Annotated in this window: 13 protein-coding genes; 9 read left to right on the top strand and 4 right to left on the bottom strand. The window is 53.5% G+C overall.

The window, feature by feature from the left end; genetic code table 11:
• Positions 1-20 precede the first annotated feature (20 nt).
• The 3 genes from F7P81_RS03465 to F7P81_RS03455 all read right to left on the bottom strand — a co-directional run bounded on the left by F7P81_RS03465 (position 21) and on the right by F7P81_RS03455 (position 2,274).
• Positions 21-308: a PTS sugar transporter subunit IIB gene (locus F7P81_RS03465; RefSeq protein WP_022710189.1), complete on the bottom strand. Its 288-nt coding sequence runs from the start codon at positions 306-308 to the stop codon at positions 21-23.
• A 23-nt stretch (positions 309-331) separates the two neighbouring features.
• Positions 332-793, bottom strand: coding sequence for a PTS sugar transporter subunit IIA (locus F7P81_RS03460; protein ID WP_151158577.1), 462 nt, complete (start codon positions 791-793; stop codon positions 332-334).
• 71 nt (positions 794-864) lie between these two features.
• On the bottom strand, positions 865-2,274 hold the full coding sequence (locus tag F7P81_RS03455; RefSeq protein ID WP_022710187.1) for a PTS galactitol transporter subunit IIC: 1,410 nt from the start codon (positions 2,272-2,274) through the stop codon (positions 865-867).
• Positions 2,275-2,665: 391 nt separating this feature from the next.
• Between F7P81_RS03455 and F7P81_RS03450 the strand changes: the two genes are divergently transcribed.
• The 4 genes from F7P81_RS03450 (at position 2,666) to F7P81_RS03435 (ending at position 7,432) form a co-directional block, all read left to right on the top strand.
• The gene (locus F7P81_RS03450) at positions 2,666-3,985 is read left to right on the top strand and encodes an NAD(P)H-dependent oxidoreductase (protein WP_151158576.1); all 1,320 of its coding nucleotides are present in this window, start codon (positions 2,666-2,668) and stop codon (positions 3,983-3,985) included.
• A 69-nt stretch (positions 3,986-4,054) separates the two neighbouring features.
• Entirely contained in the window at positions 4,055-5,092 is a 1,038-nt protein-coding gene (locus F7P81_RS03445) for a thiamine pyrophosphate-dependent dehydrogenase E1 component subunit alpha (protein WP_116086585.1), read from the top strand.
• Between the two features lie 7 nt (positions 5,093-5,099).
• Positions 5,100-6,098, top strand: coding sequence for an alpha-ketoacid dehydrogenase subunit beta (locus F7P81_RS03440; protein WP_022710184.1), 999 nt, complete (start codon positions 5,100-5,102; stop codon positions 6,096-6,098).
• 2 nt (positions 6,099-6,100) lie between these two features.
• Complete coding sequence (locus tag F7P81_RS03435; RefSeq protein WP_151158575.1) at positions 6,101-7,432, top strand: acetoin dehydrogenase dihydrolipoyllysine-residue acetyltransferase subunit; 1,332 nt, start codon at positions 6,101-6,103, stop codon at positions 7,430-7,432.
• A gap of 110 nt (positions 7,433-7,542) precedes the next feature.
• Here the strand turns inward: F7P81_RS03435 and F7P81_RS03430 are convergent, their stop codons facing one another.
• Positions 7,543-8,190, bottom strand: a complete 648-nt coding sequence (locus tag F7P81_RS03430) for a hypothetical protein (protein ID WP_116087187.1) — start codon at positions 8,188-8,190, stop codon at positions 7,543-7,545.
• Positions 8,191-8,395: 205 nt separating this feature from the next.
• Between F7P81_RS03430 and F7P81_RS03425 the strand changes: the two genes are divergently transcribed.
• From F7P81_RS03425 to ptsP, 5 genes are all read left to right on the top strand, one after another.
• Positions 8,396-8,830: a transcriptional regulator GutM gene (locus tag F7P81_RS03425; RefSeq protein WP_151158574.1), complete on the top strand. Its 435-nt coding sequence runs from the start codon at positions 8,396-8,398 to the stop codon at positions 8,828-8,830.
• A 53-nt stretch (positions 8,831-8,883) separates the two neighbouring features.
• A complete protein-coding gene (srlA, locus tag F7P81_RS03420) occupies positions 8,884-9,684 on the top strand; it encodes a PTS glucitol/sorbitol transporter subunit IIC (RefSeq protein ID WP_122092352.1) in 801 nt (266 codons plus the stop codon).
• A 16-nt stretch (positions 9,685-9,700) separates the two neighbouring features.
• Positions 9,701-10,693, top strand: a complete 993-nt coding sequence (gene srlE, locus F7P81_RS03415) for a PTS glucitol/sorbitol transporter subunit IIB (protein WP_075654241.1) — start codon at positions 9,701-9,703, stop codon at positions 10,691-10,693.
• An 86-nt stretch (positions 10,694-10,779) separates the two neighbouring features.
• Positions 10,780-11,160 carry a PTS glucitol/sorbitol transporter subunit IIA gene (locus F7P81_RS03410; RefSeq protein WP_028233452.1) on the top strand — a complete coding sequence of 127 codons (381 nt, stop codon included), beginning with the start codon at positions 10,780-10,782 and terminating at the stop codon, positions 11,158-11,160.
• A gap of 26 nt (positions 11,161-11,186) precedes the next feature.
• Positions 11,187-13,157, top strand: a complete 1,971-nt coding sequence (gene ptsP / locus F7P81_RS03405; protein WP_151158573.1) for a phosphoenolpyruvate--protein phosphotransferase — start codon at positions 11,187-11,189, stop codon at positions 13,155-13,157.
• The last annotated feature ends 14 nt before the right edge of the window (positions 13,158-13,171 follow it).

Here is a 13,171-nt window from a genome sequence, read left to right as displayed (position 1 = left end):
TTTTGTTTCCGGAGCGTGAATTATTTGCGTAATTCGGCTTCAATTTCATCCAGAACCTTGTCTTTGCCGATACCGGTCAGAAAGGCCAGACCTTTAATGACCGGTTTGGTCACAGATGCTGAAATCGGTGTGGTCGAGACGATGAAATCCACATTATCTGCAAGAGACGGCACTTCCGTAGCTTTGGCCTGCTGAGCGTTGAAAGTGAGACCGCGCTTTTTCATTTCCTCGGTTACAGTGGCATTCACCGCTGTTGAGGTGGCGATGCCGGTGCCGCAGGCAAAGAGAATGGTTTTCTGTTTAGCCATGAGGTCGCTCCTTATAATATTATTTAACCGAGTAGTTTTTTAAGGTCGTCTGTTGTCTGTGCCAGTTTCAGCCCGTCGAGAATCTCCGGTGACTGAATTGCGCCCATGATAGATTGCAGTGTTTCAATCTGCTTGTCCTTATCATTGATGGCAAGCAGGAACACGGTGCCGACGCCGACTGTTTCATCCGGATCTTCCATATTTGCGAAATCAACCGGTGTTTTCAGCGTGGCCATGGCAATTGCTGCTTTCAGCACATGCTCAGGATCCGTATGCGGCACAGCCACATTGTCAGCGCGCTCCAGCGGCAGGCCGGTCGGCATGGATTGTTCGCGTTTCACAACCGCATCGGCATAGCTGTCTTTGACATAGCCGAGCTGATGCAACCGGCTGGCCAGGAGACGGATAACCTCCTCATTGGTTTTTGCCTCAACGCCGAGCAGAATTGCATCGGCTGTAAGGGAATTGAAGAGGCTGGTAGCCATCCTGTTTCTCCGTTCACTATGAATATTGTGCATTTACCCCGCGATAACGGGGTAAATGCTTCAGATGATTGTCAGGCTGCGGCCTGATCTGCAGGTTCATCAGCGGCGCCGGCTGCACGTTCCCAGGCCAGCGTATTGCGGCGGTAGAGCACAAACAGAGCAGCCACAACCACAGCCAGCACGCCGATACCGGCAACGCCAAGCCACTGAATTGCTTCAATGATAACATATGGAATCCACAGGAAGCCATCGACCACCGAAGTGATCTGCAAGGCATTATCCGGCAGTTTGAAGCCTGAAGAGACGGCGGCGCTGGTGAACAGCGGTGCCAGAGCATTAGCCACATAGAAGCCGATTGTCAGCGTGATTGTACCGACAATAACCATGCGGAACACATTGCCTTTCAAAAGCGGGGCGGTAAGCGCCACGATGAAAGGAATAACCGCAAGATCGGCAAACAGGATAACGCGGTTGCCCGGAAGGATAACCGAGAGCAGGATCGCAATCGGCACAAGGATCAGCGATGAAGAAATCGCAGCCGGATGACCGATCAGGATCGCTGAATCAAGACCGACCAGCAATTCGCGGTCGCCGGTGCGCTTGCGCACAAATTCCTGCGCGGCATCAGATACCGGCAACAGGCCTTCCATCAGGATTTTTACCATGCGCGGCAGCAGCAGCATCACAGCGGCCAGTGTCATACCGGTGCCGAGAACTTTAGCCAGTACCGTGCCGAAATCACCGGCATTGTAGAAAGCGATGGTTCCCAGAACCAGACCGATAATCAGGCCGAGCACCACCGGCTCCCCGAAAACACCGAAGCGGCGTTCAATGGTTTCTGTGCTGATATTGACTTTGTTAATGCCCGGAATGCGGTCGAGAACCCAGTTCACAACAATAGCAATCGGCAGAATTTGCGCCGATGCAATATGCGGAACGGAAATGCCCGGCACATCATAGAATTGCTGAACGGCACGCGCTGACCAGTCGGCAAACAGCAGCGACAGCGCGGCAACCAGAGCGGCAATGGCAATACCATAGGCCAGATTGTCGGTCGCAGCGACAACGAGCGAGCCGATAAAGGCGAAGTGCCAGAAGTTCCATACGTCAACATTGAGTGTGCGTGTCCAGCGCATCAGCAGCAATGCAATATTGACCGCGATGCCGACCGGAATAACCCACAGACCGACGGAAGAGCCGAAGGCAATGGCGGCGGCAGAAGGCCAGCCCACATCAACAATGTCACGCTTGATGCCGGTATTGGTAACGATTGCCTGAGCCACTTCACCGATAGATGTGAACATCAGGCCAAGCACCAGATTGATACCGATAAAGGCAACGCCGATGGTGACGGCCGCGCGAAACGCCTTGCCGACCTTTGCCCCAAGGATGACGGCGATAATAAAGATCACGATTGGCAGCAGGACTGTTGGCCCCAGTGTATCAATCGCGGATTTCAAGCCATTCAGGAATTCATTCATATCTCCAAGCCTCCCGGGATATGTAAGAGCGTTATTATGTTGTGATGCAACATTTGTTTTTTAGTTAATACCAAAGTGTATCTGCGAAATTTATATCCAAGTCAATCGGGGGCAAATATGACCTGAAGAATTTCGCTCTTAACAAGCCGTGTTTTTAGCGGAAAATATACAGAAATTTACGCAGATCAGAATTTTTTCCTGATGCTGCGCATTGGTTTTCGTGACGCTGCTGCGGCGTGATTTTACGCTTCTGTGCCGTGACCTGCGACTGTTTTACTGCAGATGAATTGAACAGAGGTATTGACTTGGATACAAATGTTCAATACCCGATTATAGAACTGATAAAATCAGACAGAGCGTCAAGCACCCAAAACGCTCTCAGGAGGAACTCATGACCACCAATGTTGCGCTGACAGGGCTTGCCCGCGATATGAAAGCCCGTGCTGATAGCGGCAGGCCAATTCGTATCGGCCTGATCGGATCAGGTGAAATGGGTACGGATATTGTGACCCGTGTTGCGCATATGCCCGGTATTGAGATTGGTGCTATTTCCGAATTGCGAGTGCCGAATGCGCTGAAAGCTGTCGATATTGCTTTTCAGGAAAGTGGTCATGGCCGCGAGGTTAATACGGCATCCGATCTGACTGCTGCTATGGAAGCGCACAAAGTTGCTGTTACCGACAATGCCGATCTGATCCTTGAGAATGATCTGATTGATGTGGTGATCGATGCGACGGGCGTGCCTGCCGTCGGCGCGGAAATCGGTCTGCGTGCCATGGAGCACGGCAAGCATCTCGTCATGATGAATGTTGAAGCGGATGTAACTATCGGCGCTTATCTGAAGAGTGAGGCTGACCGCCTCGGTGTTACCTATTCACTTGGTGCCGGTGACGAGCCGTCTTCTTGTATGGAGCTGATTGAATTTGTGTCTGCTATGGGACACCCGATTGTCGCTGCCGGTAAAGGCAAGAACAATCCGCTCAATATTGATGCCGTGCCGGACGCCTATATGGAAGAAGCAATTCGCCGTAATATGAATGTGCGCATGCTGGTGGAATTTGTGGACGGCTCCAAAACCATGGTGGAAATGGCGGCAATCGCCAATGCTACCGGTCTGGTGCCGGATAAAGCCGGTATGCATGGTCCGGCCGCAACGCTCGATCAGCTGTCTTCAACCCTGATCCCTGAAAAAGACGGCGGCGTGCTCTCCCGTGTGGGCGTGGTTGATTATACCATCGGCAAGGGCGTGGCGCCGGGCGTGTTTGTTGTCGCGGACATGTCCCATCCGCGTATTTCCGAGCGTATGGAAGATCTGAAAATGGGCAAAGGCCCGTATTTCACCTTCCATCGTCCTTATCACCTGACCTCGCTGGAAGTGCCGCTGACCTGCGCCCGCGTCGTGCTCTATGGCAAGCCGGACATGGTGCCGCTGGATAAGCCGGTGGCTGAAGTCGCAGCTGTTGCCAAGAAGGATATGGCGGTTGGTGAAACCCTCGATGCCATCGGTGAATATTGCTACCGCGCATGGATCATGACGGCCGGTGAAGCCCGCGCCGCTAAAGCCATTCCATGTGGTTTGCTGCAGGGCGGTATCGTTACTGCACCGATCAAAAAAGGTGAATTGATCACCTATGCCAATGCCGCTGTGGCAGCAGGTTCCAAGATCGCAGAATTGCGCGCCCGTCAGGACAGGCTGGTCTACGGCGCCTGACATTTTTGAATTTGATATACGGTCTCATCAGGCCCCCGTTCTGATGAGTGCCTTGAGGAGTAAACTTTGATGGCTCAGGTCAAAAAGGCTCAGACGGACGATGGCGCGAAGGGTGATTTGCGCAATCTGCCTTTTGCTTTCCGTGAATATTCACCGGAAAAGCTGAAAGAAGCGCTGCATAAAATGTATCTGATCCGCCGCTTTGAAGAAGGCGCGGAAGAAAGCTACACCCGTGGACTTATTCACGGCACCATGCATCTGTCCATCGGGCAGGAAGCCAGCGCTATGGGCATCTGCCTGCCGCTGGAAGAAAATGACATGATCGGCTCGACCCATCGCGGTCACGGGCATTGTATCGCTAAAGGTGCTGATATCGGTCGCATGTTTGCCGAGTTCTTCGGCAAGGAAACCGGCTATTGTAAGGGTCGCGGCGGCTCCATGCATATTGCGGATGTTTCCAAGGGCAATCTCGGTGCCAATGGTATCGTCGGCGGCGGTATTCCGATTGCTGTGGGTGCTGCTCTGTCGGCCAAGAAACAGAAAAACGGCAAGGTCGTTATTTCCTTCTTCGGTGATGGTGCCAATAATGAAGGTGCATTCCACGAGGCGCTGAATATGGCCTCGGTCTGGAAACTGCCGGTGGTTTTTGTTTGTGAAAACAACGGCTATGGCATGTCCACCTCGACCAAGCGCTCGACCGCGGTTGAAAATATCGCTGACCGCGCGGCGGCCTATAATATGCCGGGTGTGATTGTTGACGGCAATAATCTCTCTGATGTGGCCGAAGCTGCCCATGAGGCGATTGAGCGGGCGCGTCGCGGTGAGGGTCCGACCCTGATCGAGAATAAGACCTATCGCCTGCGCGGCCATTCCAAGAGCGACCGTAACCGCTACCGTACCAAGGAAGAGATTGAGGATTGGGCAACCAATCGCGATCCGATTGCCCGCTTTGAGGCTGATCTGAAAACCTACGGCCTCATTGATGATGCCGAAATTGAAACAATCCGCACCAATGTCGAAAAAGAGATCGCTGACGCTATCGAGTTCGCCAAGAACAGCCCGTCACCGGATCTCTCCAATCTGACACGCGACGTATACACGGACTGATAGAAAAATGGACACGACAATCCGTGAGTTGAGTTATTCGCAGGCTATTCAGGAAGCGATGGCAATCGCCATGGAGCGCGATGAGCGCGTTTTCCTGATGGGTGAAGATATTGGTGTTTATGGCGGTGCTTTTCAGGTTACCGGCGATCTGGTGCATCGTTTCGGTGAAGACCGCGTAATGGATACGCCGATCTCCGAGCTTGGCGGTGCAGGTGTTGCCGTCGGTGCAGCGCTGACCGGTATGCGCCCGATTTTTGAATTCCAGTTTTCTGATTTTGCGGCGCTCGCAATGGAGCAGATCGTTAATCAGGCGGCAAAAATCCGTTACATGCTGGGCGGTGCGGTTTCCGTGCCTCTGGTGATGCGCTTTCCTGCCGGTTCCGGCACCGGTGCCGCAGCGCAGCACAGCCAGAGCATTGAGGCGTGGCTGGGCCATGTGCCGGGTCTGAAAGTTGTCCAGCCGTCTACCCCTTATGATATGAAGGGCATGTTGCTGGCAGCGGTTGAAGATCCTGATCCGGTGATGATCTTCGAGCATAAGCTGCTTTACAAAATGAAGGGCGAAGTCCCTGAAGGCTATTACACCGTGCCGCTTAACAAGGCGAAAGTGGTGCGTGAAGGTACAGACCTGACCATCGTTGCCTCGGCAATTATGGTGCATAAGGCGCTGGATGCGGCTGCTGAACTGGCCAAAGAAGGCATCAATGTTGAAGTGATTGATCTGCGTTCCGTACGCCCGATTGACCGCGAAACTATTATTGCCAGTGTGAAGAAAACCTCGAAACTGATGTGTGTTTATGAGGCGGTCAAGACATTGGGTATCGGCGCTGAAATCAGTGCGCTTGTCGCTGAAAGCGATGCATTTGATTATCTTGATGCTCCGATCATTCGTCTTGGCGGTGCGGAAACGCCAATCCCTTATAATCCTGATCTTGAACGGGCAACGGTGCCACAGGTGCCGGATATTCTCAAAAGCGCCCGTGAACTTGTGAAGGGGGCACGCTAGTCATGGCTGTCGAAGTCATCCTGCCTAAAGTTGATATGGATATGGAGACCGGCCAGATTTCGCGCTGGTACGCCAAGGATGGCGATACGGTCACCAAAGGTCAGTTGCTGTTTGAGATTGAAACAGACAAAGCCGCTATGGAAGTGGATGCACCGGCATCCGGCATTCTCGGCGATGTGTCTGCTGCGGAAGGCGCAGTCGTGCCGGTCGGTCAGGCTGTTGCATGGATTTATGCTGAAGGCGAGGAGCGGAAAGCTGCCAGCAAACCGGTTTCAGAACCGGCTGTTGAACCGCAAATATCGCATTCAGTCTCTGAAGCCCCCGCTGTGCAGCCGGTTGTTACCCCCGCGCCGGTTGCACAGACTGAAATTGCAGGCATTCGTGCGACCCCTCTGGCGCGCAGGCTGGCAAAAGATGCAGGTCTTGATCTGAGTGCGGTACAGGGCTCCGGTCCTAAAGGCCGGATTCAGAAGAAAGACATAGAGTCCAGCTTGGTAACTGCGGCACCTGTTGCTTCGCCGGTGCAGGCCACTGCACCTCGTCCGGTTGTCACATCACCGGTGCAAGCTGCGCTCAATGCGGTCTGGTTGCGCCAAGGTGAAAGCGGGCAGTTGCCAATTGTGCTGATCCATGGTTTTGCATCAGACCTCAATAGCTGGCGCATGTTGCTGGCCGGCGGTACTTTGCGCAATCCGGTTCTGGCGCTTGATCTGCCAGCCCATGGCGGCTCACCGCGCTACGTGCCGGAGAGTATTGATGCGATTGCGGCCAGTGTGGAAGCAACGCTGACAGCGCATGGAGTTGAAGCCTGTATTCTGGTCGGTCATTCGATGGGTGGCGCTGTTGCAGCTGTCACAGCTGCACGCGGCATTGTAGATGTGCGCTCGCTGGTGCTGATTTCCTCTGCCGGTCTCGGCCCGCAGATCAATGGTGCATTCCTCAACGGTCTGGTGCAGGCCAAAAGTGAAGCAAGCATTGTACCTTGGCTGAAAGAACTGTTTGCCGATGAGAATATGCTCTCCAGAGCTTTCATTAATGCGACGGTTGCGCAGGCTCAGGATACGGAATTGCGCGAAGCACAGGCCGGTATGGCGGCGCATTTATGTGCGGACAGTACCCAGACATTTGAAATCCGCTCAAGCCTTGAGAGGCTGACAATTCCTGTGCGGCTGATCTTCGGTGCGCAGGATCGCATTATTCCTGTGGCTCATGCCCATGGCCTGCCGGGAGAGGTGGGTGTGCATGTGTTCCGCAATTGCGGACATATGCCTCAGCTGGAGCAGCGTGATGCTGTACTACGTATCATTGGCGAGTGCAGCAGGGCAGCACAATAAAATTGCAGAAGACAGGCTGCATACCGTTCCCTCTGTATAGCCTGTTTTTCTGATCCCACCCCCGCCGGATGCAAGGCTTTCCTTTCCATCCTGCGGGGGATTTTTTAATTTTAATTGTGTGATGGCTGCGTGAGTGCAACGGCAGGATTGTCTGCGCCGAGTGCACGCTGCACTGCCGCGCGTGCCGAGGCAAAATCCGGCATCACCCAATTGGGTTCCTGTCCCAAAAACTTGTCGAGAAAGGCGATGGCAAAGCCCGGCATTTCAGACGCATTTTCTTTATACGTCCACCAGGTGCGCAGATCATTGGCGCTCTGGTCAATATCTGGGCTTATGCCGAATTCCTGTTCCTGTATCGCGGCAATCGCACAGATACAGTAATTGGTATAGAGAAAACCTTCCGGCCAGAAGCGGATGATTTCGTTCAAATTTTCCATCTCGCCGGTCAGAACTTTATCCGGCGCATTCACAGCTCTGGCGGGGCTGAGGCGGATCAGTTCTTTGAGAACCAGACCGGCGGCAAAAATAATGAAATCCTTGCGGTCAACAGCAGCATAATGCTTGTTCTGATTGACCAGCTCGATCCAGTTGAGAAAGGCTTCCGTCAGGCGTTTTTCATCAATATCATAGCGCATACCGGTCATTTCGGTAATCAGACCGGCATGTTTACGCAAAGTCGCCCGAAACCAGCGCAGCTGACGCAGCCTGTGCCGTAAATCAGGCACATTTGCCATCTGGTTTTTGAATAGCAGATCCATCATGAGCTCTTTCTTGTATCGGTCTTTTATGCGGGCACTTTATTGACAGTAATCATAAGCGATGACAGGAGAAATGTCATGGTCCATTCGCTTTGACCTGCGTGTAATGAATTATACATATTGACATTGAAAAAAACAAATGTTCTCTAATTCACTCGGGAGAATGAGCTGATGACGGGTTCAGAGGCAGTCGGGAGGATATCGTATGGCGATATGGCAATGGGCATTATTAGCTTTGGCATTGCTTTGGGGTTTCCAGTCGCTGGGTGTCTGGTTCCAGATGCGTCACTATACCGATGTCATGAAGGGCATCAGCAATAAATACAAAGACGGATATGTTGGTGCCGGTCATGTGCGCGGGCGTTTCGGTAAGGGCGTTATTGTTCTGATCGTGGTGGATCGTGATCTGGTTGTGCGCAGATTGCTGGAGATGAGTGGTCGCACAGTCTTTGCCAAATTCACCCGTCGTGATGCTTTTGAAGGGCTGACACTGACCCAATTGCGGGAGCAGCTGGAACAGGACAAATTTCAGCCGGCTGTGGCACATGCGGTGCGTTCTGCAATTGAGCAGGCTGAAAGGCTGGCTGATACGTCTGACGGAGAGACCGGATTAACCGGTCTGAAGACAGCGGAAGTCTGAACTAAAAAGAGTAGGGGAGGTCGCATTTCCGATGCGGCAATCAGGGAGGTAATATGTCAATTACAGCAATGTTGGCACAACATGCCGACGTCACCATGCAATCCCTGCATCATGCGGGGGGGCTGGTATCCGACGCAGTGTTAAACGCAGGGCTGCACAGCAAAATGGCGGTGCAGCAAAGTGGCAATGATCTCGTGGTATTGGCACAAGCCAGCACCGATACGGGAACAGCGGCTGCAACCGGCGGCAATATCACTGTCGATCAGTTCCGTGAACGCCTGCAAAATGTGCAGCAGGAAGAGCAGCTCGGCTGGCTTACCGCTTTGGGTAAACACTTTATCGGTGTGTTCCAGAAGGGCGGCGAGGTTCTGACCGGCTTTGTTACTGGTATCATCCCGACACTGATCGTGCTGATGACCGCTTTTTACGCGATCACCGAACTGGTGGGCGAAAAGCGTGTACATGGTCTGGCGCGCGGTGCCGGACGTATCGCGCTGACCCGCTATACGGTTTTGCCTTTGCTTTCGGTCTTCTTCCTGACCAATCCGATGGCCTATACATTCGGGTCGTTTCTCGAAGAAAAGCATAAGCCTGCATTTTACGATGCTGCGGTTTCCTATGTGCATCCGCCGCTTGGCCTTTTCCCGCATATCAATCCGGGCGAATATTTCGTCTGGGGCGGCATTCTTGTGGCGCTGCTGGAGCTGGAAAAGAAGGGCGCAGTGCCGGGCGGTTATCATATCACTGTGGCGATCTGGTATGCGCTGGTCGGTCTCGTGGTGATCCTGCTCAAAGGTATGCTGACAGAACGTATTACCGCCATTATGGCGCGCCGTCAGGGCATTGAGCTCTGAGGGGCGGGAGGGGAACATGGCAAAAACCTATAAATCCGTAACAATTAATCCGGGTTCCGGCGGCTGGGGCGGCCCGTTGACCATTCAGCCGACCGAACAGCGCAACAAGGTTGTTTCTGTCACCGGTGGCGGTATTCACCCGATTGCCCGTCAGATTGCAGACCTGACCGGTGCTGAAGCGGTTGACGGCTTTAAAAGCCCGCCGATTGAAAGCGAAATGGCTGTTGTAATCGTGGATTGCGGCGGCACGGCACGTTGCGGTGTCTATCCGCGCAAACGCATTCCGACGGTTAATGTGATGCCGGTCGGCCAGTCAGGACCATTGGCACAGTATATTACCGAAGATATCTATGTGTCGGGTGTGAAGTCTGAAAATATTGCCCTTGCAGATGGTTCCGCACCGGCGGCTGCCGCTGCGGCACAGACCAAGGCTGAGGCACCTGCTGCTGCACCGGTTGAACAGCCTTCTGAGGGCGGTCTGATCGGCTTTATCAGCAGTGTCGGCCGTGTAATGGGCGGTATTGTCGGCGTATTCTTTAATGCCGGTCGCCGTACCATCGATCAGGTTATCCGTAACGTATTGCCGTTCATGGCCTTCGTTACCATGCTGATCGGCTTCATCCTCTATACCGGTATCGGCGATATTCTCGCACAGCCGCTGGGGCCGCTTGCCAATAATATTATCGGCTTGCTGATCCTGTCCGCAATCTGCGGTCTGCCGTTTCTGTCGCCGGTTCTCGGACCTGGTGCGGTGATTGCGCAGGTGGTTGGTGTGGCAATTATCGGGCCGCAAATTGCCAATGGCACGATTGCTCCGGCAATGGCTCTGCCTGCACTGTTTGCCTATAACACGCAGGTCGGTTGTGACTTCGTGCCGGTTGGTCTGGCATTGGGTGAAGCCAAGCCGAAAACCATCGAGATCGGTGTTCCTGCGGTTCTCATCAGCCGTCAGATCATGGGGCCGGTTTCGGTGCTGATTGCATGGGCTGTGAGCCTGATGGTTCTTTAAAATAACACATACAATACAAAGAGCGGTCTGGTCGCCAATGACTGGCCGCTCTTGCAAAGCAGAATAGATTGAAAGGTTCCGCCATTATGACAATTTCTCTTAAAACGCGGATTACCGCTGTGGGTCCTGAAGTGGCGGATCTGGCTGAAGGCGGCGTTGTTATCCTGTTTGCTGACGGCTCTCCGTCAGAACTGGCAGAGGTTTCTGTGCTTCATGCGGTGGAAGACCAACCGTCTGCTGAAGCTCCTGCAACCGGCGCAAGGATCAGCATCGGCTCGCTTGAGGCGACGATTACCTCTGTCGGCTCCAGTGCATGGCAGAAAGTGTTGGATATCGGCCATGTGGTGATTTCGTTCAATGGTGCCGAGAGCACTGAACGTCCGGGAGAAATTTGCGCTTCCGAAGTGGATACACAGGCGCTGGTGGCGCAATTGCAGACCGGTACCGCGATTATCATTCACGCATAAATTCAGACTATTGAAACAGGTATAGCATGGAACGCTCGACAATCGTACGGGTGCATGAAGGTTTACATGCACGGCCGGCTACCCGCTTTGTGAAGCTTGCCAAGAGCTTTGAATCGGACATTGAGATTGCTAAAGCGGACAAAAGCGTCAGCGCAAAAAGCTCCGTGAAGCTGATGCTGCTCGGCGTTAAGGAAAATGACACGGTAACCGTGCGTGCCAAAGGTGCGGATGCGATTGAGGCACTGGAAGCGCTGATCGGCTATCTGGAAAATCCGCTGTCGGGTCTGGATGAAAATGCGGATGCTCCTGTTGTTGCGAGCGCGCCTGCATCTGTTGACCCAATAGTTCCGGCTGTTTCGCTGGCAGAGCCGGAAGAGACCGGTTTTATAGCCGGTATTGCGGCCAGTGAAGGCGTGGCAATTGGTGAGGCCTATCCGTTTTTCCCGCCGGAAATCTCTGCTGATAACCGCACGTTGAAAACCTCTGAAATATCCGCAGAACTTGCCCGTTTTCATGATGCTGTCGCGCATGTTCAGCAGCGTATGGATGCGGAGCTGAAAGCGGATAATCTTGCCGAGAGCGATCGCGGTATTATTGCGGCATTGAAGGATATTGCTGCGGACGAGACTTTACTTGATGAAGCAACAGGACTGATCCGTGGCGGGCTGGATGCGCTCTCCGCCATGCTCGGTGCCAGTGCAGCCGTTGCCCGTCAGTTCTCAGAGATTGATGACCCTTATCTCAATGCCCGTGCTGATGACGTGCAGGCCGTTGGCCGTCAGATTTGTCTGGCGCTTCTGGGGCAGCAGGATATCAGTCTGGAAGCCTTGCCGGATGGCGCTATTCTGATCGCTGAAGATATCGGTGCATGGGATTTCGCCCGCGCACCACTGAAAAAGATCGGTGCGATTGTCTGTGGCCATGGCGGCGCAACCTCCCATGTGGCGATCATTGCCCGCACCCATGGTATTCCGGCGGTGCTCGGTCTGGGTAAAGCGGTGCATCAGCTGAAAGATGTGAAGCAGATTGCTGTTGACGGCAGTAAAGGCCGTGTCGCGCCGGATCCAGATGACGTAATCTGCGCGGATTTCAAGCAGCGTATTGCAGATGCGAAGGCTGAAAAACAGGCTTTGGAAGCCTATCGCACCATGATCCCGCAGCGGGCCGATGGTACAGTAATTGAAGTTGCCGCCAATCTCGGTGCGCTGGAAGAGATTGAGGTGGCGCAGGCTGCCGGTGCGATGGGCGTGGGCCTGTTCCGTACCGAGCTGCTCTTCATGAAACATATGCATCTGCCATCGGAAGATATGCAGACGGAAACCTATTCGGCTTTGCTGAAAGCTTTTGCACCTTATCCTGTGATTGTGCGCACGCTTGATATTGGCGGGGACAAGCCGATTGCCGGTATTGAATTTCCGCAGGAGGAAAATCCGTTTCTCGGCTGGCGCGGTATCCGTATGTGTCTTGACCGGCCGGATATTTTCAAGCCGCAATTGCGTGCCCTGCTGCGTTCTGCCGTGCATGGTCAGCTTAAAGTCATGCTGCCGATGATCTCGGATGTGGCGGAAATCCGCGCAACCAAAGCTTTGATTGAGACATGCAGACAAGAACTGCTCAGCGAAGGCAAGGCTTGCGGTCAGTTTGACCTTGGTGTGATGATTGAAACACCTGCTGCTGTTTTCGCCGCACAACAGCTGGCACAGGAAGCCGCTTTCTTCTCAATCGGCACCAATGATCTCACCCAGTATGTTATGGCTGCAGACCGACTTAACCCAACCGTTGCCAAGCTGAATGATGTTTCACATCTGGCGGTAATGGCTGCCATTGAGATGACTGCAAAAGCAGGCATTGAGGCCGGTATTATGGTGGGAATGTGCGGTGAGGCGGCAGCACGACCGGATCTGATTGCAGAATTTATCCGCATGGGGCTGACAGAACTGAGTATGAGCCCCGCTTCCATCCCGCGGGCAAAGAAGCTGATTTCTGAGCTTAAATAAATTTAAACACCGCG

The sequence above is a fragment of the Pseudochrobactrum saccharolyticum genome, from assembly GCF_008801715.1.
In the GTDB taxonomy this organism is placed as follows: Bacteria; Pseudomonadota; Alphaproteobacteria; order Rhizobiales; family Rhizobiaceae; genus Pseudochrobactrum; species Pseudochrobactrum saccharolyticum.
Note: the sequence above shows the minus strand (reverse complement) of the source record. Positions and strands in the feature narration are given on the sequence as shown.

Coding starts and splice junctions, on each gene's coding strand:
- F7P81_RS03465 (WP_022710189.1), bottom strand. CDS start 308: ATGGCTAAACAGAAAACCATTCTCTTTGCCTGCGGCACCGGCATCGCC.
- F7P81_RS03460 (WP_151158577.1), bottom strand. CDS start 793: ATGGCTACCAGCCTCTTCAATTCCCTTACAGCCGATGCAATTCTGCTC.
- F7P81_RS03455 (WP_022710187.1), bottom strand. CDS start 2,274: ATGAATGAATTCCTGAATGGCTTGAAATCCGCGATTGATACACTGGGG.
- F7P81_RS03450 (WP_151158576.1), top strand. CDS start 2,666: ATGACCACCAATGTTGCGCTGACAGGGCTTGCCCGCGATATGAAAGCC.
- F7P81_RS03445 (WP_116086585.1), top strand. CDS start 4,055: ATGGCTCAGGTCAAAAAGGCTCAGACGGACGATGGCGCGAAGGGTGAT.
- F7P81_RS03440 (WP_022710184.1), top strand. CDS start 5,100: ATGGACACGACAATCCGTGAGTTGAGTTATTCGCAGGCTATTCAGGAA.
- F7P81_RS03435 (WP_151158575.1), top strand. CDS start 6,101: ATGGCTGTCGAAGTCATCCTGCCTAAAGTTGATATGGATATGGAGACC.
- F7P81_RS03430 (WP_116087187.1), bottom strand. CDS start 8,190: ATGGATCTGCTATTCAAAAACCAGATGGCAAATGTGCCTGATTTACGG.
- F7P81_RS03425 (WP_151158574.1), top strand. CDS start 8,396: ATGGCGATATGGCAATGGGCATTATTAGCTTTGGCATTGCTTTGGGGT.
- srlA (WP_122092352.1), top strand. CDS start 8,884: ATGTCAATTACAGCAATGTTGGCACAACATGCCGACGTCACCATGCAA.
- srlE (WP_075654241.1), top strand. CDS start 9,701: ATGGCAAAAACCTATAAATCCGTAACAATTAATCCGGGTTCCGGCGGC.
- F7P81_RS03410 (WP_028233452.1), top strand. CDS start 10,780: ATGACAATTTCTCTTAAAACGCGGATTACCGCTGTGGGTCCTGAAGTG.
- ptsP (WP_151158573.1), top strand. CDS start 11,187: ATGGAACGCTCGACAATCGTACGGGTGCATGAAGGTTTACATGCACGG.